The organism is Methylobacterium sp. 1973, from assembly GCF_040545035.1.
Lineage (GTDB): Bacteria > Pseudomonadota > Alphaproteobacteria > Rhizobiales > Beijerinckiaceae > Methylobacterium > Methylobacterium fujisawaense.
Genome location: NZ_JBEPLA010000001.1, coordinates 466,175 through 483,041, shown reverse-complemented (window position 1 = coordinate 483,041; position 16,867 = coordinate 466,175). Strand labels below are relative to the sequence as shown.

The 16,867-nt window shown below is 71.5% G+C and carries 16 protein-coding genes; 12 read left to right on the top strand and 4 right to left on the bottom strand.

What is annotated here, in order from left to right:
• Positions 1 to 96 precede the first annotated feature (96 nt).
• The 4 genes from ABIC70_RS02425 to ABIC70_RS02410 all read left to right on the top strand — a co-directional run bounded on the left by ABIC70_RS02425 (position 97) and on the right by ABIC70_RS02410 (position 5,221).
• Positions 97 to 981: an NAD(P)-dependent oxidoreductase gene (locus ABIC70_RS02425; protein WP_043760013.1), complete on the top strand. Its 885-nt coding sequence runs from the start codon at positions 97 to 99 to the stop codon at positions 979 to 981.
• Complete coding sequence (locus tag ABIC70_RS02420) at positions 981 to 2,519, top strand: aldehyde dehydrogenase family protein (RefSeq protein WP_354438771.1); 1,539 nt, start codon at positions 981 to 983, stop codon at positions 2,517 to 2,519. Before ABIC70_RS02425 ends, ABIC70_RS02420 begins: the two co-directional genes overlap by 1 nt.
• Positions 2,520 to 2,623: 104 nt before the next feature.
• Positions 2,624 to 3,988 carry a DUF3100 domain-containing protein gene (locus ABIC70_RS02415; protein WP_236952765.1) on the top strand — a complete coding sequence of 455 codons (1,365 nt, stop codon included), beginning with the start codon at positions 2,624 to 2,626 and terminating at the stop codon, positions 3,986 to 3,988.
• 78 nt (positions 3,989 to 4,066) lie between these two features.
• A complete protein-coding gene (locus tag ABIC70_RS02410) occupies positions 4,067 to 5,221 on the top strand; it encodes a M20 aminoacylase family protein (RefSeq protein ID WP_043357914.1) in 1,155 nt (384 codons plus the stop codon).
• Between the two features lie 106 nt (positions 5,222 to 5,327).
• Here the strand turns inward: ABIC70_RS02410 and katG are convergent, their stop codons facing one another.
• The gene (katG, locus tag ABIC70_RS02405) at positions 5,328 to 7,646 is read right to left on the bottom strand and encodes a catalase/peroxidase HPI (protein ID WP_354438769.1); all 2,319 of its coding nucleotides are present in this window, start codon (positions 7,644 to 7,646) and stop codon (positions 5,328 to 5,330) included.
• A gap of 364 nt (positions 7,647 to 8,010) precedes the next feature.
• On the bottom strand, positions 8,011 to 8,256 hold the full coding sequence (locus ABIC70_RS02400; protein ID WP_354438768.1) for a hypothetical protein: 246 nt from the start codon (positions 8,254 to 8,256) through the stop codon (positions 8,011 to 8,013).
• Positions 8,257 to 8,396: 140 nt separating this feature from the next.
• Between ABIC70_RS02400 and ABIC70_RS02395 the strand changes: the two genes are divergently transcribed.
• The 5 genes from ABIC70_RS02395 (at position 8,397) to ABIC70_RS02375 (ending at position 13,401) form a co-directional block, all read left to right on the top strand.
• Entirely contained in the window at positions 8,397 to 9,137 is a 741-nt protein-coding gene (locus ABIC70_RS02395; RefSeq protein ID WP_279900030.1) for a GntR family transcriptional regulator, read from the top strand.
• Positions 9,138 to 9,223: 86 nt separating this feature from the next.
• Positions 9,224 to 10,459, top strand: a complete 1,236-nt coding sequence (locus tag ABIC70_RS02390; protein WP_075381203.1) for an MFS transporter — start codon at positions 9,224 to 9,226, stop codon at positions 10,457 to 10,459.
• A 4-nt stretch (positions 10,460 to 10,463) separates the two neighbouring features.
• A complete protein-coding gene (locus tag ABIC70_RS02385; protein WP_354438767.1) occupies positions 10,464 to 11,378 on the top strand; it encodes an amidohydrolase family protein in 915 nt (304 codons plus the stop codon).
• 44 nt (positions 11,379 to 11,422) lie between these two features.
• Positions 11,423 to 12,781 (top strand): MFS transporter, encoded by a 1,359-nt coding sequence (locus ABIC70_RS02380; protein WP_078947142.1) that lies wholly within the window; start codon positions 11,423 to 11,425, stop codon positions 12,779 to 12,781.
• Positions 12,782 to 12,876: 95 nt separating this feature from the next.
• On the top strand, positions 12,877 to 13,401 hold the full coding sequence (locus ABIC70_RS02375) for a cupin domain-containing protein (protein ID WP_043389080.1): 525 nt from the start codon (positions 12,877 to 12,879) through the stop codon (positions 13,399 to 13,401).
• Between the two features lie 115 nt (positions 13,402 to 13,516).
• Here the strand turns inward: ABIC70_RS02375 and ABIC70_RS02370 are convergent, their stop codons facing one another.
• Both ABIC70_RS02370 and ABIC70_RS02365 read right to left on the bottom strand, forming a co-directional pair.
• Positions 13,517 to 14,377, bottom strand: coding sequence for a hypothetical protein (locus ABIC70_RS02370; protein WP_043357896.1), 861 nt, complete (start codon positions 14,375 to 14,377; stop codon positions 13,517 to 13,519).
• Between the two features lie 59 nt (positions 14,378 to 14,436).
• Positions 14,437 to 14,712 (bottom strand): hypothetical protein, encoded by a 276-nt coding sequence (locus tag ABIC70_RS02365; RefSeq protein WP_043357894.1) that lies wholly within the window; start codon positions 14,710 to 14,712, stop codon positions 14,437 to 14,439.
• 154 nt (positions 14,713 to 14,866) lie between these two features.
• Here ABIC70_RS02365 and ppk2 point away from each other — a divergent pair, with 154 nt between their 5' ends.
• The 3 genes from ppk2 to ABIC70_RS02350 all read left to right on the top strand — a co-directional run bounded on the left by ppk2 (position 14,867) and on the right by ABIC70_RS02350 (position 16,864).
• Entirely contained in the window at positions 14,867 to 15,784 is a 918-nt protein-coding gene (ppk2, locus tag ABIC70_RS02360; RefSeq protein WP_043357892.1) for a polyphosphate kinase 2, read from the top strand.
• 80 nt (positions 15,785 to 15,864) lie between these two features.
• Complete coding sequence (locus ABIC70_RS02355; RefSeq protein ID WP_124262955.1) at positions 15,865 to 16,113, top strand: hypothetical protein; 249 nt, start codon at positions 15,865 to 15,867, stop codon at positions 16,111 to 16,113.
• A gap of 523 nt (positions 16,114 to 16,636) precedes the next feature.
• Positions 16,637 to 16,864 (top strand): hypothetical protein, encoded by a 228-nt coding sequence (locus ABIC70_RS02350; protein WP_043357889.1) that lies wholly within the window; start codon positions 16,637 to 16,639, stop codon positions 16,862 to 16,864.
• The last annotated feature ends 3 nt before the right edge of the window (positions 16,865 to 16,867 follow it).

Genomic DNA, 16,867 nt, shown 5'->3' with positions numbered 1-16,867 from the left:
CCGTGCTGAATTTCCGCACGCATCGTGCAGAAATCGGTTGTTGTCGCAACGCTCGATTGCCGGAACGATAGTGCCGCATCGTGAGGACGGATCGGCATGACCATCGCAACGGTAGGGGTCGTCGGGCTCGGCAATATGGGTCTGGGCATGGCCGCGACCCTGGCCCGCAAGGGCTTCACGGTCCTGGGCTACGACCTCAGCCCGGCCCGGCGCCCGGCCGCGGAGGCCGCCGGCGTGACGACACTCAACACCCTCAACGAGGTCCTGCAAGCGGCCGACGCCCTGGTCTTCTCGCTGCCGCTGGCGCGGGACGTGGAGGCGGTGGTCACCGCGGAGGGCGGCCTCCTGTCCCGGACCGACCGGAAGGTTGTGGTGGTGGACACCTCGACCTCGGATCCCGGCACCACCCGGCGCCTGGCCGAGCGCCTCGCCGCGGCCGGCCACGCCCTCCTCGACGCGCCGGTGAGCGGCGGACCGTCCGGCGCCGCCGAGGGAACCCTGACCATGATGGTCGGCGGGGCGGAGGCGGATTACGCCCTGGCCCGGCCGGTCCTGGAGGCCATGTCGGCCCGCGCGCCGCATGTCGGGCCCTCGGGCGCCGGCAACATCGTCAAGCTCGTCAACAACCTGCTGGTGGCGGCCCATCTCGTGACCACCGGCGAGGCCCTGCGCCTGTCGGAGGCCGCGGGCCTCTCGGCCGACGAGGCGGTCAAGGTCGTCAACACCGCCACCGGCCGCAGCGCGATCAGCGAGGTCATGGTCCCGCGCTGGGTCCAGTCCGGCACCTTCGACAGCGGCTTCTCGGCCGGCCTGATGCGCAAGGACGTGCGCCTCGCCCTGGAGCTCGCCGCCGAATGCGGGATCGACCTGCCGCTCTCCGCCGAGGTGAAGCGGATCTGGCAGGCCACGCAGGCCGCCATCCCCGACACGGCCGACTTCACCCGCATGGCCGATTACCGCGATCCCAAGGGAGCCCACTGATGTCCGGCACGTCGCACTCGCCCGCCGCCGACCGGGTCGCCGCCCTCCTGACCGACTTCCTGCCGGGCGGCCGCATCGGCAGCGTCGTGGCCGGCGAGGTCCTCGCCGGGACCGGCGCCGCCCTCGACCTCGTCAACCCCGCGGACGGCGGTGTGCTCGCGACCTTCGCCGATGCCGGGCCGTCGGTGGTCGAGGCCGCCATGGCGGCGGCCCGCGACGCCCAGCGCGCGTGGTGGGGGATGAGCGCCGCCGCCCGGGGCCGGGCCCTGTGGGCGGTCGCCGCCCTGGTCCGGCAGCACGCCGGGGCGCTCGCCGAGCTGGAGACCCTCTCGGCCGGCAAGCCGATCCGCGACACGCGCGGCGAGGTCGCCAAGGTCGCCGAGATGTTCGAATACTATGCCGGCTGGTGCGACAAGCTCCACGGCGACGTCATCCCGGTGCCGACCTCGCACCTGAACTACACCCGTCACGAGCCCTTCGGCACCGTGGTGCAGATCACCCCCTGGAATGCACCGATCTTCACCGCCGGCTGGCAGATCGCCCCGGCCCTCTGCGCCGGCAACGCCGTGGTGCTGAAGCCCTCCGAGCTGACGCCGCTGACCTCGCTGGCGCTGGGCCTGCTCTGCGACCGCGCCGAGGGGATGCCCCGCGGCATCGTCTCGGTGCTCGCCGGCGCCGGTCCGACCACGGGGGCCGCCGCGGTGGCCCATCCCGACACCCGCCTCGTCGTGTTCGTCGGCTCGGCCGAGGCCGGCGCGCAGATCGCCGCCGCGGCGGCCCGCGCCATCGTGCCGAGCGTGCTGGAGCTCGGCGGCAAGTCGGCCAACATCGTGTTCGCCGACGCCGACCTCGACCGGGCGCTGATCGGCGCGCAGGCCGCGATCTTCGGCGGCGCCGGCCAGAGCTGCGTGGCGGGCTCCCGCCTCCTCGTGCACCGTTCGATCCACGCGTCCTTCGTGGAGCGCCTGTCCCACGCCGCCGCGCGCATCCCGGTGGGGGCGCCGACCGACCCGGCGACGCAGATCGGGCCGATCAACAACCGGCGCCAGCGCGACAAGATCGCCGGCATGGTCGAGGCCGCGGCGAGCGCCGGCGCAACCATCGCGGCCGGCGGGGCCTGCCCCGCGTCCCTGCGGGACACGGGCGGCTTCTATTTCGGCCCGACCATCGTGGACGGCGTCGCGCCGGACGCGGCGATCGCCCGGGAGGAGGTGTTCGGCCCGGTCCTCACGGTCCTGCCGTTCGACGGCGAGGACGAGGCGGTGGCGCTGGCCAACGGCACGCCCTACGGCCTCGCGGGCGCGGTCTGGACCGGCGACGGCGGCCGCGGCCACCGGGTCGCGGCGGCTTTGCGGGCCGGAACGGTGTGGGTCAACGGCTACAAGACCATCAACGTGGCCTCGCCGTTCGGCGGCTTCGGCCGCTCGGGCTTCGGGCGCTCCTCGGGCCGCGAGGCGCTGATGGCCTACACGCAGACCAAGAGCGTCTGGGTCGAGACCGCGGCCCAGCCGGCGGTGACCTTCGGCTACGTGGGCTAGGCGCCGGGCGCGGGGGGGCGACGGACGGGATCAACCGACACGACCGGCGGCCAAGTCCGGCAGGCAGGGCGATGAGCAGCCCCGGAGGGGCGGGGAGGATGACGATGGCGGGCGAACTGTTTGCGACGAACACGCGGCCGGACGCGCCGCCCGTTTCCGGCGGCGGGAAGCTGACGCTGTTCCTGCTCGCCCTGGTCATCGTCATCATCGCCGAGGCGATCGGCAACGTCAGCATCCCGGTGGGGGCCGGCAAGATCGTCCTGCTGCCGCTGCTCTGGGCCCTGCTCCTCGGCGGGGCCCTGGGGCTGATGAGCCCGCGCCTCCCGGCGCCCCTGCGGCTGACGGGCGCCCTGCAGAACGCGGCCGGGGCCTATCTCCAGCCGGCGCTGCTGATCTTCATCGCCAAGCTCGGCCTGCTGGTCGGGGGCTCGCTGCCGAAGATCCTGGCCTCGGGCTGGGCGCTCGCCTTCCAGGAATTCGGCCATTTCTTCGGGACGATGGTGTTCGGCCTGCCGGTGGCGCTCCTCCTCGGCATCAAGCGCGAGGCGATCGGCGCGACCTTCTCGGTCGGCCGCGAGCCGAGCCTCGCCATTATCGGCGAGCGCTACGGCATGGATTCTCCGGAGGGCCGCGGCGTGCTGGCGGAGTACCTGACCGGCACGGTGTTCGGCGCGGTGTTCATCGCCCTGCTGGCCGGGCTGATCGCCAGCCTGGGCGTCTTCAACCCGCTGGCCCTGGCGATGGGCGCCGGCGTCGGCTCCGGCAGCATGATGGCCGCCGCCTCGGGGGCGATCGCCGCTCAGCAGACCCCCGAGGTCGCCAAGGATGTCGCGACCTTCGCGGCGGCCAGCAACCTCGTCACCACGACGATCGGCACGTACTTCACCCTGTTCCTGTCGTTGCCCTTCACGATCTGGGCCTACGGCAAGCTGGAGCCGATCCTCGGCCGCAACCGGCCGGATGCCGCCCGCCCGGCGGCGGTCGACCCGCAGGCGGAGGCACCGGTCCATCAGGAGGTGCGGATCGGCCTCGCCGAGACCGTCCTGGCCTGGATCCTGATCGGTGCCTACGGGCTCATCGGCAACTGGCTGACCTACGGCGTCGTCCCGGACGCGAAGGTCGTCGGCGGGATGGCGATCATCATCGGCACCGTGCTGGCCGGCTGGATCGTCTACCTGCTCCTCGGCCGGCGCCTGCCGGCGGTCCTGTGGGTCTCGATCATCGGCATGGCCCTGACCTATCCCGGCACGCCCTACGCCGCCGAGATCGCCGCCCTGACCGGCAAGATCAACTTCCTGGCCCTGGCCACGCCGATCCTGACCTTCGCGGGCCTCTCCGTCGCCAAGGACGTGCCCGCCTTCCGCCGCCTCGGCTGGCGGATCGTGGTGGTCTCGTTCATGGCCAATGCCGGGACGTTCCTCGGTGCGGCCCTGATCGCGCAGTTCTTCATGCATCCGCCGCTGGGGTGAACCGCCGCGCCGTCCGGCGTAGGGTGAGGCAGGGGGAACGAGGCGCTCCGGCGGCCTCTGGCATGGGTGAGAGACCACATGGGGATCGAGGCAGAGACCGTGGAGCGGATGGTCGCGTGGCGGCGCGACCTGCACACCCATCCCGAACTGGCCTACCAGGAGGTCCGCACGGCGGATCTCGTCGCCCGGGAACTGGCCGCCTGCGGCCTGTCCGTGAAGACCGGGCTCGGGCGCACGGGCGTGGTCGGGACCCTGAGCCGGGGCGACGGCCCGACCATCGGCCTGCGGGCCGACATGGACGCCCTGCCGATCCAGGAGGCGACAGGCGTCGCCTACGCCTCCCGGACGCCCGGCGTGATGCATGCCTGCGGCCATGACGGCCACGTGGCGATGCTGCTCGGGGCGGCGCGGCATCTCGCGGCCCGCACCGACCTGACCGGGACGGTTCATTTTATCTTCCAGCCTGCGGAGGAGTGCGAGGGCGGCGGGCGCGCGATGGTCGAGGACGGCCTGTTCCGGCTGTTCCCCTGCGACTCCGTCTACGGGCTGCACAATTGGCCGGGCCTGCCCCTCGGGACCTTCGCGACCCGGGTCGGCGCCATTATGGCCTCCCTCGACACGTTCGAGATCGCGGTCACCGGATTCGGCACCCATGCGGCCATGCCGGAGCGCGGCACCGACACGCTCGTGGTCGTCTCCGAGATCGTCCTCGCCCTGCAGACCATCGTCAGCCGCCGCATCGCCCCCACGGAGCCGGTCGTGCTCAGCGTCACGCAGATCCATGGCGGCGACGCCTACAACGTCATTCCCGACCACGCCGTCATCCGCGGCACGGTCCGCTGCCTGGACGAGGTGGTGCGCAAGCGCGTCGCGGAGCTCATCGAGGCCATCGCCGGCGGGACCGCCGGCACGCACGGCGCCCGCGCGGAGGTGGCGTACCGGTTCGGATACCCGGCCACGGTCAACACCGCCGATGCCGTCGGCACCGCCCTCGCGGCCGCCGGGACCGTCCCGGACATCACCGCGCGCCGTGGTGATGTCGGCCCCTCCATGGCGTCGGAGGATTTCGCCTACATGCTCGAAGCCTGCCCAGGCGCCTATGCCTGGATCGGCACCGACGGGACGCGGCCGAGCCTGCCGCTCCACAATCCGGGCTATGATTTCAACGACGAGGCCCTGCCGGTCGGCGCGGCCTACTGGGCTGCACTGGCCACACACAGCCTCGGGACCTGAGTCTGCGGGACGGAAGGCGCGGCCGCGGACATCGTCGGTCCGTCCGCGGCGCATGCTCCGGAATAACGCCCGCGCAGGTCGCGCGGGCGTATCTTGAGGGCGGGTGTCAGGCCGCCATCGGCGCGTAGCGCTTGTGACCCTTCACGTCGAAGCGGTCGAGCATCATGACCTTGTCCCAGGCCTTGACGAAGTCCGCCACGAAGCGCCGCTGGCCGTCGCTGCCCGCGTAGGCGTCGGCGATCGACCGGAGCTGTGCGTTCGACCCGAAGACGAGGTCGCTGCGGGTCGCCTCGAACTTCGTCTGGCCGCTCGCACGGTCCTTGAGCGCGAAGGTCATCCCGTCCGCATCCGCCTTCTCCCAGACCAGATCGACGTCGGTCAGGTTGCGGAAGAAGTCGGTCGTCAGCACCCCGATCCGATCGGTCAGGACGCCCCGGTTCGACCCGTCGTGGTTGGCGTTGAGCGCCCGCAGGCCGCCAGTCAGGACGGTCCATTCCGGGGCCGTCAGCGTCAGCAGGTTGGCCTTGTCGAGGAACATCTCCTCCGGCGAGACGGTGCGGGTCATCTGCCCGAAGCCGTCATCGACGTAGTTGCGGAACCCGTCCACCACCGGCTTCAGCCACTCGAACATCTCGAGGTCCGTGAGCGCCTGGGTCGTGTCCACCCGACCCGGCGTGAACGGCACCGGCGTCTCGACTCCGGCATCGCGGGCCGCCTTCTCCACGGCGACGCAGCCGCCGAGCACGATCAGGTCCGCGAGGGAGATCTTCTTCCCGTCGCTGCGCCCGCCGTTGAAGGTCGACATCACGTTGCGCAGGGCCTCGATCACCGGCGCGGCCCGGCGGTTGACGGCCCAATCCTTCTGCGGGGCGAGGGCGAGTCGGCCGCCATTGGCACCGCCGCGCTTGTCGCTGTCCCGATAGGTCGAGGCCGCCGAGAAGGCCGTGAAGGCCAGATCGGACACCGACAGGCCGGTCCCGGCGATCGCCTGCTTCAGCACGGCGATCTCGGCCTCGCCGACGAGGTCGTAGTCGCGCTCCGGCAGCGGATCCTGCCACAGGAGCCCGTCCTCGATCACCACCTCCGGGCCGAGATAGCGGTGCTTCGGACCCATGTCGCGGTGCGTGAGCTTGTACCACGCCTTGGAGAAGGCCTGGGTGAAGGCGTCGAAGTCGTTGAGGAACTTCTCGCAGACCTTGCGGTACTCGGGATCGACCTTGAGGGCGATGTCCGACGTCATCATCATCAGCGGGTGCATCTGACCCGCGACATGGGCGTCCGGCGTCTTCGGCGCGTTGGGGTCCTTCGGCGTCCACTGGAGCGCCCCGGCCGGGCTCTTGGTCTGTTCCCACTCGAACTTGAAGAGGTTCTCCAGATAGGCGTTGTCCCACTTGGTCGGATCGGGCGTCCAGCTGCCCTCGATGCCGTTGGTCATCGTGTCCTTGCCGGAGCCGGACCCCTTCGGATTGTGCCAGCCGAGGCCCATCGCCTCCATCGGCGCCATCTCGGGCGGCGGACCGATCTCCTTGGCGGGGGTCATGCCGTGGCTCTTGCCGAAGGCGTGGCCGCCCGCGATCAGCGCCACGGTCTCCTCGTCGTTCATCGCCATGCGGGTGAAGGTCACCCGGATGTCGTTGGCCGACCCCTGCGGATCGCCGTTGGCGTAGGGTCCCTCGGGGTTCACGTAGATGAGCGCCTGGTGGGAGGCGGCGAGCGGGTTCTCCAGGTCGTAGTCGGCGTCGCCGTTCTTGCCGCGCCAGCGCTTGTCGCGGTTCACCATGTCGTCGAAGCTCGAGACCGAGCCCATCTCGACCACCTCGGGGCCCCAGTAGGTGGCGTTGTCCGCCTCCCAGGCGTCGAGCCGCCCGCCGCCGAACCCGTAGGTCGGCAGGCCCATGATCTCCAGGGCGCAATTGCCGGTCAGGACCATCAGGTCGGCCCAGGACAGGGCGTTGCCGTACTTGTGCTTGATCGGCTGCAGGAGGCGGCGCGACTTGTCGGTGTTGCCGTTGTCCCACCAGCTGGAGATCGGCGCGAAGCGCTGCATGCCGGTGCCGGCGCCGCCGCGCCCGTCGGCGATCCGGTAGGTGCCGGCCGAGTGCCAGGCCATGCGGATCATCTGCGGGCCGTAATTGCCGTAGTCGGAGGGCCACCAGTCCACCGACGAGGTCAGGAACTGCTTGATGTCGCGCTTGAGCGCCTCGAAGTCGATCTTGGCGAACTCAGCCGCGTAGTCGAAATCCGGCCCGAGGGGATCGGCCGCCAGCCCGTTCTGGTGGAGCACTTCCACCCGCAGGCGATGGGGATACCAGTTCTCCAGCGTCGGCCGGTTGCCGTGGGCGCCGCCGATCCGGTCGCCGCCGAACGGACACTTGCCCGCCATCGGGAACGTCGTGGTGTCCGTCTTGTCGATCGTCTCGCTCATCAGTGGTCCCCTAGGCATTAAGCCGCCGGCCGCCCGAGGCTCGGGCATCGAAGGCGGCGGGGCGGTGCAGGCAGTTCGAACCTCCGGGGAATCCCCGTCGCGCTCGAGGCTGGTGACGAAATGAGGCAGTCGCTCCCGGGATCAAGTTCGGAGCAGCGAAGTCCTTCCAAGGACCGGGGCAGGCGGCCTCGCAATAGTGCCGATGACATTGCCGTGATCCGACACGCCGCCGCAGGCGCCGAGGGCGCGCGGGGATTCCACGTCGACACGGATACCCGCCCGGGGGGCGCTGATCCTCGCGAATCTGTGTCTCGGCGTCTCAGCGCACCACTTGGCGCACCCTCTGGCGTGAATCCGCTCCTCGTCAGGGCGCCGGACGCGCGCTGGCTGCCGGGGCGGCTCCGGCGGAGCCCGTCTCGGAACCGGTCACGACCTTTCGGGCCGCGGCCTGGCTCTGGCTGACGTAATCGGGCGGCGATGCCGCGCCCTGCCAGATCAGCAGACCGGCCCATGCGGCGATCATCAGCGCCACACTCACGGCGAGCACGACGAGAACCGGCCTGCCCCGCCGGCCCTGGCGGCTCTCCTGAGCCGTGCGACGTTCGATCATCCGCTCCTCGCTGAGCCCGTCTTCAGACATCCGGGCTCAAACCCGCGACGCTGCGCCTGGGTCCCGCCCTGCGACGCTGTGCACCGCCGCCTCCCTCGGCCCCATTGGCGGCGATGCGCGAGGATCATACAGTCATACACATGACCTTCACGCCCGCGCCGCAGCCCGATCTCCGTCTGCCGCTCTATCAGCGACTGCGCGACGCGATCGCCTTCCAGATCGCGCGCAACGTCTGGCGGTCGGGCGAACCGATTCCCACGGAGGCGGAACTCGCGGCGACCCATCGTGTCGCCATCGGCACCGTGCGCAAGGCGATCGATGTCCTGGTCGCCGACGGCTTGGTGGAGCGCCAGCAGGGCCGCGGCACCTTCGTCCGCCGGCCGCGCTTCGACCGATCCTTGTTCCGGTTCTTCCGGCATCTGGGGCCGGATGGGAGCCAGGCCGTGCCGGAAGGGCGGATCCTGCTGCGCGAGGCCCGGCCGGCGCCCGCGGCCGTGCGCGAAGCCCTCGGCCCCGACGCAGGCGGCGAGGCGATCCGCCTGATCCGGACGCGGCTCCTGCAGGGCCGACCGATCCTGTCCGAGGAGATCTGGCTGCCGGCCGCACGCTTCGCACCGCTCCTCGAGACTCCGCTGACGGAGATCGGCGATCTCCTCTACCCCGCCTACGAGCGCCTGTGCGGCGAGATCGTCGCCCGGGCGGAGGAGACCCTGACGGTCGGCATCGCCGATGCGACCGACGCCGAGCGCCTCGGGATCGCGGAGGGCGAGCCCGTCGTCGTGATCGCGCGCCTCGCCTTCGGCTTCGATGCCCGCCCGATCGAGTGGCGCGTGACGCGCGGCGCCGCCAAGGACTTCCGGTACCACATCGACATCCGGTGAAAGGCCGCCGGCTTGACGGGCCATCGGGCCCATGCTCATTAAGTCATATAAATGACTAGTCCTCTTTAGAGGGCGGAGGAAAGCCCGTGTTCCGCTGGTACCGTGAGGTCGGTCCGGCCGAGCGTCGCACCTTCTGGGCCTGTCTGGGCGGGTGGTCGCTCGACGCCCTGGACGTGCAGATGTTCAGCCTCGCCATCCCCGCCCTGGTCGCGAGCTTCGGGCTCAGCCGCCCGGAGGCCGGCCTGATCGGCGCGGTCACGCTGGTCACGGCGGCGATCGGCGGCTGGCTCGGCGGCCTCATGGCGGATCGGATCGGCCGCGTCCGGGCCCTCCAGATCACGGTGCTGTGGTTCGCGGTCGCGACCTTCCTGGCGGCCTTCGCGCAGAGCTTCGGCCAGCTCTTGATCGTGAAGGCGCTGCAGGGGATCGGCTTCGGCGCCGAATGGGCGGCCGGCGCGGTCCTGATGGCGGATGCCATTCGGCCCGAGCATCGCGGCAAGGCGCTGGGCGCCGTCCAGGGCGGCTGGGCGCTCGGCTGGGGCGCGGCCGTGCTCCTCTCTACCGCGGCCTTCTCCGTCCTGGATCAGGAGACCGCCTGGCGGGCTCTGTTCGCCTGCGGCCTCGCGCCCGCGCTCCTCGTCCTCTACCTCCGCCGCTCGGTCCCGGAGCCGGTCCGACCGGCCGCCGGACCGATCCGGCCGGCCATCGGGCCGCTCCTGATCTTCTCGCCCGGCCTGCGCCGGATCACGGTGATCGGGACACTGCTCGGGCTGGGGGCGCACGGGGGCTTCCACGCCCTGTTCACGTGGCTGCCCACGTATCTGAGCGTCGAGCGCGGCGCCTCCGTGGCGGGCACCGGGCTCTACCTCGCGATCATCATCGCGGCCTTCGGCCTGGGCTGCCTCGTGGCGGGCGGCCTCGTGGACCGGCTCGGCCGCCGGCGGACGGTGGCGTTGTTCGCCGCCGGCTGCATGGCCCTGGTCGTCCTCTACCTGCTGGTGCCGGTCGGCGGCACGGGGCTGCTCCTTCTCGGCGCCCCGCTCGGTTTCTGCACGGCCGGGATCCCCGCGAGTCTCGCCGCTCTGTTCAGCGAGCTCTTCCCGGACGGCCTGCGCGGGACCGGGATGGGCTTCTGCTACAATGCCGGCCGTCTCGCCTCCGGGGTGCTGCCCCTCGGCGTCGGCCTGCTCAGCGAGATCTGCGGCCTTGGGACGGCGATCGGACTGTCGGCCATCGGCGCCTACGGGCTCGTCCTCCTCGCCGTCGCGCTCCTGCCGGATCGGCAGTCCGGCGGCGCGCTGCTCCCCCAGACCGTGAGATGATCCGATGAACCGGCGCCTGTTCTGCCGTACCCTGTTCGCGGGCGGCGTCGCGCTCGCATTCCCCGTCCGCGGCCGGGCGGCCGAGACGGGCCTCGACGCGCGCGACGGCGTGGCGGCGGTGGATACCCACGCCCACGTCTTCACCCGGACCCTCACCCTGGTCGGGGACCGGCGCTACGCCCCGGCCTACGACGCGAGCATCGCCGATTATCGCGCCATGCTGGACCGGAACGGCATGGCGCGCGGCGTGCTGATCCAGCCGAGCTTCCTCGGCACCGACAACAGCTACATGGTCTCGGCCCTGCGATCCGCCCCGGAGCGGCTGCGCGGCATCGCGGTGCTGGACCCCGCGGCGGAGACGGCCACCCTGCGCGATCTCGCCGACCAGGGCGTCGTCGGTCTGCGCCTCAACCTGATCGGCCGGCCGGACCCGGAATTCAGCAGTCCGGTCTGGCGGGCCCACCTCGCCCGCGTGGCGGATCTCGGCTGGCAGATCGAGGTCCAGGCCGAGGCGCGGCGCCTCGCGCATCTGCTGCCGCCGCTGATCGAAGCGGGCGTCCCGGTGGTGGTCGATCATTTCGGCCGGATCGACCCCGCCCTCGGCATCGCCGATCCGGGCTTCGCCGACCTCCTCGGCTTCGGCCGCGGCGGCCGCGTCTGGGTCAAGCTCTCGGGCGCCTACCGCATCGGCAGCGGCGCGGCCGGCCGGCAGACGGCGCTGCAGGCGGCCGAGCGCCTGCGCGGTGCCTTCGGTGCGCGGCGCCTGCTCTGGGGCAGCGACTGGCCGCACACGCAGTTCGAGACCCAGGCCAGCCCCGCCGAGGCGCGGCGCGACCTCGACGCCTGGGTACCCGACCCGGCCGAGCGCCGGATCATCCTGGGCGAGACGCCCGCCGCCCTTTTCCGCTTCGACCACTGAGCCGCCCGGCGCGCGCCAGCCCGGATTTCAACGAGGACAGGACCATGGCAACACCGACCATGCCTCACGGGGCGGACGCGGCCGCCTTCGAGAGCCGAACGATGCGGAAGGTCGGCCTGCGCCTGATCCCCTTCCTCGTGCTCTGCTACTTCATCGCCTACGTCGACCGGGTGAATGTCGGATTCGCGGCGCTGACCATGAACCGCGACCTCGGCCTTTCCGCCGCGGCCTTCGGCCTGGGCGGCGGCCTGTTCTTCGTGGCCTACGTGCTGTTCGAGGTGCCGAGCAACCTCGCCATGGAGCGGGTCGGCGCCCGGATCTGGATCGCGCGGATCATGATCACCTGGGGGCTCGTCGGCATCGGTTCGGCCTTCGTCACCGGTCCGGCGAGCTTCGCCACCGCCCGCTTCCTGCTCGGCGCGGCCGAGGCCGGCTTCTTCCCCGGCGTGATCCTGTACCTGACCTACTGGTTCCCCAAGGCCTACCGGGCGCGGATCGTGGCGATGTTCATGGTCGCGATCCCGCTCTCCAGCTTCTTCGGCTCGCCGCTCTCGGCGGCGCTGCTCACCCTCGACGGGGCCGCGTCCCTGCGCGGCTGGCAGTGGCTGCTGATCATGGAGGCGATCCCGGCCGTTCTCCTCGGCATCGCCGCCCTGGCGCTGCTGCCGAGCCGGCCGGCCGAGGCGGCCTTCCTGAGCCCGGTGGAGCGCCGATGGCTGGCGGACCGGCTGGAGACCGAGCGCCGCGCCGCGGAGGCGGGTTCATCCCACCACGCCCACGGCCTCGCGGCGGTGTGGGCGGTGCTCGCCAGCCGTCAGGTCTGGCTCCTCGCCGTTATCTACGCGGGCAGCTCGGCCACCAGCAACACGCTGTCGCTGTGGATGCCGCAGATCCTCAAGGGGTTCGGCCTCAGCAACCTGGAGACCGGCCTGCTGAACATGATCCCCTTCGGCATCGCCTCGGTGTTCATGATCGTCTGGGGCCTGCGGGCGGACCGCAGCGGCGAGCGCATCTGGAGCACGGCCCTGCCGCTGGCACTGACCTCGCTGAGCTTCGCCCTGACCCTGCTGACGGGCTCCCTCTGGATCACCCTGGTCCTGCTCTCGCTGGTCCTGCTCGGCAATTACGCGATCAAGGGCCCGTTCTTCGCCCTGGCGACCGAGACGCTGCCGCCAGCCCAGACGGCGGCCGGCATCGCGGCGATCAACACGCTGGCGCATCTGGGGACCGGAGCGATCACCTCGCTGATCGGGGTGCTGCGCGAGCAGACCGGCAGCTTCCCCGTCGCCCTGCTGCCGCTCTGCGCCCTCACGGGCATCGGCTGTGCCCTGGTCTTCTGGATCGGCCGGCACCCGTCGCGGCCGCCGGCCGTCGGCCCGGCCCCGTCGGTGGCGGGGGGCTGAGGCTGCGGGGAACCGTCCGGCCGCCCGTCGATCCCGCGACCGGCCTCCTCGGCGATCCCGCGCCGCCATGCCATGATGGCGCGGGAGGATTCGACATGCACGACAGCGGCGACGATCACACGCACCCGCATGCGCACGACGAGGCCCACGAGCCGGGTGCCCCGGAGCGGTGGAAGCACGACGGCGTGCGGGTCATCCCGGGCGACCGGCTCGATGCCAACACCGCGCAGACGCCCGGCATGTTCCGGCAGGCGGCCGTCAACGCCGCCCGGGTCGGCGCCCAGAAGATCTGGGCCGGCACGGTGGCGATCCAGCCCGACGCCAAGACCGGCGTGCACCATCACGGCGAGCTGGAGAGCGTGATCTACGTGGTCTCCGGCCGCGCCCGGATGCGCTGGGGCGACAAGCTCGAATACGTGGCCGAGGCCGGCCCCGGCGACTTCATCTTCGTGCCGCCCTTCGTGCCGCACCAGGAGATCAACGCCTCGACCGACGAGCCCCTGCATTGCGTGCTGGTGCGCTCCGACAACGAGGCGGTGGTCGTCAACCTGCCCGATGTCGAGGCCGCCGAGACGCCCGAGACCGTCTACTGGGTCGATCCGATCCACAGGCATCCGTGAGCGACCGGCGCCCGCGGCGATAGGCCGGACGCCGCGCCCCGGCGGCCGCGTCGAGTGCGACCGCGGCCTCGCCCGGCCGGCCCACCGCGTCTTCCCGCCGGACGCCCCGCCGGCCTCAGACGGGCCCCGATCCGGGATGCGGGCCCATGCGGCGGCGGTCGTGTTCGATGGCGAAGACATGGGCGTAGAGGTTGGCGACCCAGCCCCGGCCCTCGACCGTGAGGTCGAGGAAGCGGATCGCATCCCCGATCACGGGCTCGATCTTGCCCCAGAAGAAGGACGGATAGCGCTCGGCAAGGTCGGCCGGGCTGTCGTAGCCGAGTTCCGCGTTGACGCCGATCTCGGCGAATTCGTGAAACAGCGCATTCAACTTGCGCGGATAAAGCGGGTCGCCGAGCTGCCCGATCAGGTCGGCCGCCCGCAACAGGCCCGCCTCGGTCCCGGTCTCGCGATGCGCGTCGTCTTCCGGCACCGGGAAGCGGGTCAGCTCGATCGCCCGGATGACCCGGCCCGCATCGACGAGATCGTGCGTGCCGAAGCGCTCCTGGACAGCGAGTTTCGAGCGCTCGACGTGATACGGCGCCAGCGCCGCATCGGAGGCCCCGCGGGGCAGGCACACGGTCCCGCCCCGCGCGTCGATGACGAAGGCCTGGGCCCGGTCGCCCGCGCAGACGCCGCGCACGTAACCGATGTCGTGGTAGAGGGCGGCCAGGATCATGTGCAGCCAGTCCTCCGGTGTGACACCCTCGTGCAGGAAGCGGCCGCGCAGGATGTCCTGGGCGACCAGGGTGACGAGGGCCGTATGATCGCCGTCATGGTAGAGGGCATCGCTCCCGACGATCCGCTCGATCGTCAGGCGCGCCGAGGCCTCGATGATCTCGGCATAGCGCGGCTCCCGGCTGCCGAAGGTCCGCTGGTAGGTGACGGCGAGATGCTCGCCGAGGGCATCGGCGAGCATCTTGGTCGCGTCGAACATGGTCGGGCCTCGCCGTCAGCTGCGGCCGGCGGCGACGCGCCGGGCCGGGTCGGTGCAGATCACGTGGACCGCTCCCCGCGTTGCACCAGCCGTTCTTCGAGATAGGCCGCCGCATCCGCGTAGAGTTCGTAGCGGCGGAGCAGGACCGCGCGCTTCTCGGCCGGCGTCGCCGCATCGAGCTTGCCATGAGCCTTGTCGGCGCGGGCGCGCATCTTCCTGGCGAGCTTCTCGAACGCCGCGTCGATCCGGGCGCCGACCTTCTCGCCTTCGGCCCGCGCCGGATCCAGATCGTCCGGCGCCCGCCCCGGCGGGGGCTTCGTCGCTTCTCCAGCCATGACGCGTCTCCGGTCGCGGTGCTCCGTGGCCGAAGCGTATGACGGAACGATCACGGGTGCGATACCGGATCGTCCGCCCGCGGGCCGATCGCTTCTCAGGCCTGTCACGGAAGGCTGCTCTAGCTCGGCCGTCCGACACGCAGGGGGACCCGCGATGAGGCTCGACGACAGTGCTGCCCTGGATGCCGCCCTGGAGGCGATCCGGCGCGACCTTGCCGACAGCTACGATGAGGAGGTGGAACTCGGGCTCGAGGAGGAGCGCCTCGATCGGCTCGCCGCCGACGGCGCACAGCCCGAGCGCCTGGACCGCAAGGTCTATTTCCGCGAACTGCTGCGCCTGCAGCACGAACTGGTCCGCCTCCAGGACTGGGTGCAGGATCGGAAGCTGCGTGTCGTCGTCCTCTTCGAGGGCCGCGATTCGGCCGGGAAGGGCGGCGTGATCAAGCGGATCACCCAGCGCCTCAACCCCCGCGTCTGCCGCGTGGCCGCCCTGCCGGCCCCGAGCGAGCGCGAGCGGACGCAATGGTACTTCCAGCGCTACGTCTCTCACCTGCCGGCCGGCGGGGAGATCGTGCTGTTCGACCGGTCCTGGTACAACCGCGCCGGGGTCGAGCGGGTGATGGGCTTCTGCACCGAGGCGGAGGTCGAGGAGTTCTTCCGCTCGGTGCCCGAGTTCGAGCGGATGCTGGTGCGCTCCGGCATCGTCCTCCTCAAATACTGGTTCTCGATCACCGACGCGGAACAGGAATTCCGCTTCCAGATGCGGATCCGCGATCCGCTCAAGCAGTGGAAGCTGTCGCCGATGGACGTCGAGTCGCGTCGGCGCTGGGAGGATTACACGCGGGCGAAGGAGGACATGCTGGCGCGCACCCACATCCCCGAGGCGCCCTGGCGGGTGGTCGAGGCGGTGGACAAGCGCCGGGCCCGCCTGAACTGCATCAGCCATCTGCTCGGCCAGATCCCGTACGGCAGCGTGGAGCACCCGCCGGTCCACCTGCCGGCCCGCCTGCGGCATGCGGATTACGTGCGCGGTCCGGTCCCCGCCGAGATGTACGTGCCGGACGCGTACTGAACGGGGCGCCGCGGCCCGGGGCGGGAGTCGTGATCCTGTCGTGCAGACGCCGCTATAGCGCCGCCATGGCGAAGCGCCCGATGACCCTCGACCTGTTCACGACCCTCGACATCGTCGATGACGACGTCTCGGCCGTCGTGGACGCGTATCTGGCCGATCCCACGCCCGGCTCTGTGGCGTTCGGGGACGGCTTCCGCATCGACCCTGCGGTGGCGGTGGCCTCGCATCCCTTCGCCCGGACGCTGATCGATCAGCCCTGGGCCGATACCGGACTGCGCCGGGCGGCGATCCGCGCCGCCATCCTGCTGGCGGAGCCCGAACGGGTCTGATCGAACCGGGCCGTTCGGCCCGTGACTGCCGCGCTCGGGATGGCGGGGCCCGTCGCACCGCCGGCGCGGTCGCGTCGCGGCGGCGCCCGGTCGGCCCGCTTGCGCGCGATCTGCGCGCGATCTGCGCCCGGGTCGGACCTCCTCCTAAAGCGGTATGCGCGCGGCCTTCCATCGGCGCGGCGACCCGGATCTATCCTGGGGCGATCACGGGGCGGATGGACGGCCCGCCGCCACGGTGAACGATTGGTTTACCCAATCGGCAAACTTGCACCGACCGCCCCGATCCGGATGCGATCGGCCGGCGTTCTACGGGCAGTTCCACCGGAGACGTGCTGCCATGCTGATCTTGAATCCGCTGACCGGACAAACCGTCGAGGTGCGTGTTCCCCGGCCGAAGCCGAAAGCCGCCTGAACGCGCGTCGCGTTCCGCTCGGCGGGCGGCCCGGGAGGCCTCCCGCGCTCCGCTCGCTTCCCCTGCACGTCCGCGGCATCGGCGGCGTGCCCCTCCAGACCCGCCTACGCCATGATGCCGACCGACCTCGACAGACCCGCCGAACTGACTCTCTGGCCGGGCTACGCGCCCGCCCGGGTCGCCGACTCGCGCAGCTTCCCGACGCTGCGGGCCGCCCTGGCCGCCGCGGTCGCGGCGATCGACGCCGAGGATGCCAGCCCGTGGATCATCACGGAGGACGGCGACATCCTCGCGCCGGGATGGATCCGGGCGAACTCCGCGGGGGCCCGTCCCCAATAGCCG

What these genes read in the sequence shown, in the direction of transcription:
- ABIC70_RS02415 (WP_236952765.1), top strand. Translation starts at nt 2,624, where the DNA reads ATGGCGGGCGAACTGTTTGCGACGAACACGCGGCCGGACGCGCCGCCC.
- ABIC70_RS02380 (WP_078947142.1), top strand. Translation starts at nt 11,423, where the DNA reads ATGGCAACACCGACCATGCCTCACGGGGCGGACGCGGCCGCCTTCGAG.
- ABIC70_RS02365 (WP_043357894.1), bottom strand. Translation starts at nt 14,712, where the DNA reads ATGGCTGGAGAAGCGACGAAGCCCCCGCCGGGGCGGGCGCCGGACGAT.
- ppk2 (WP_043357892.1), top strand. Translation starts at nt 14,867, where the DNA reads ATGAGGCTCGACGACAGTGCTGCCCTGGATGCCGCCCTGGAGGCGATC.
- ABIC70_RS02375 (WP_043389080.1), top strand. Translation starts at nt 12,877, where the DNA reads ATGCACGACAGCGGCGACGATCACACGCACCCGCATGCGCACGACGAG.
- ABIC70_RS02350 (WP_043357889.1), top strand. Translation starts at nt 16,637, where the DNA reads ATGATGCCGACCGACCTCGACAGACCCGCCGAACTGACTCTCTGGCCG.
- ABIC70_RS02395 (WP_279900030.1), top strand. Translation starts at nt 8,397, where the DNA reads ATGACCTTCACGCCCGCGCCGCAGCCCGATCTCCGTCTGCCGCTCTAT.
- ABIC70_RS02420 (WP_354438771.1), top strand. Translation starts at nt 981, where the DNA reads ATGTCCGGCACGTCGCACTCGCCCGCCGCCGACCGGGTCGCCGCCCTC.
- ABIC70_RS02425 (WP_043760013.1), top strand. Translation starts at nt 97, where the DNA reads ATGACCATCGCAACGGTAGGGGTCGTCGGGCTCGGCAATATGGGTCTG.
- ABIC70_RS02385 (WP_354438767.1), top strand. Translation starts at nt 10,464, where the DNA reads ATGAACCGGCGCCTGTTCTGCCGTACCCTGTTCGCGGGCGGCGTCGCG.
- ABIC70_RS02410 (WP_043357914.1), top strand. Translation starts at nt 4,067, where the DNA reads ATGGGGATCGAGGCAGAGACCGTGGAGCGGATGGTCGCGTGGCGGCGC.
- ABIC70_RS02355 (WP_124262955.1), top strand. Translation starts at nt 15,865, where the DNA reads ATGACCCTCGACCTGTTCACGACCCTCGACATCGTCGATGACGACGTC.
- ABIC70_RS02400 (WP_354438768.1), bottom strand. Translation starts at nt 8,256, where the DNA reads ATGATCGAACGTCGCACGGCTCAGGAGAGCCGCCAGGGCCGGCGGGGC.
- katG (WP_354438769.1), bottom strand. Translation starts at nt 7,646, where the DNA reads ATGAGCGAGACGATCGACAAGACGGACACCACGACGTTCCCGATGGCG.
- ABIC70_RS02370 (WP_043357896.1), bottom strand. Translation starts at nt 14,377, where the DNA reads ATGTTCGACGCGACCAAGATGCTCGCCGATGCCCTCGGCGAGCATCTC.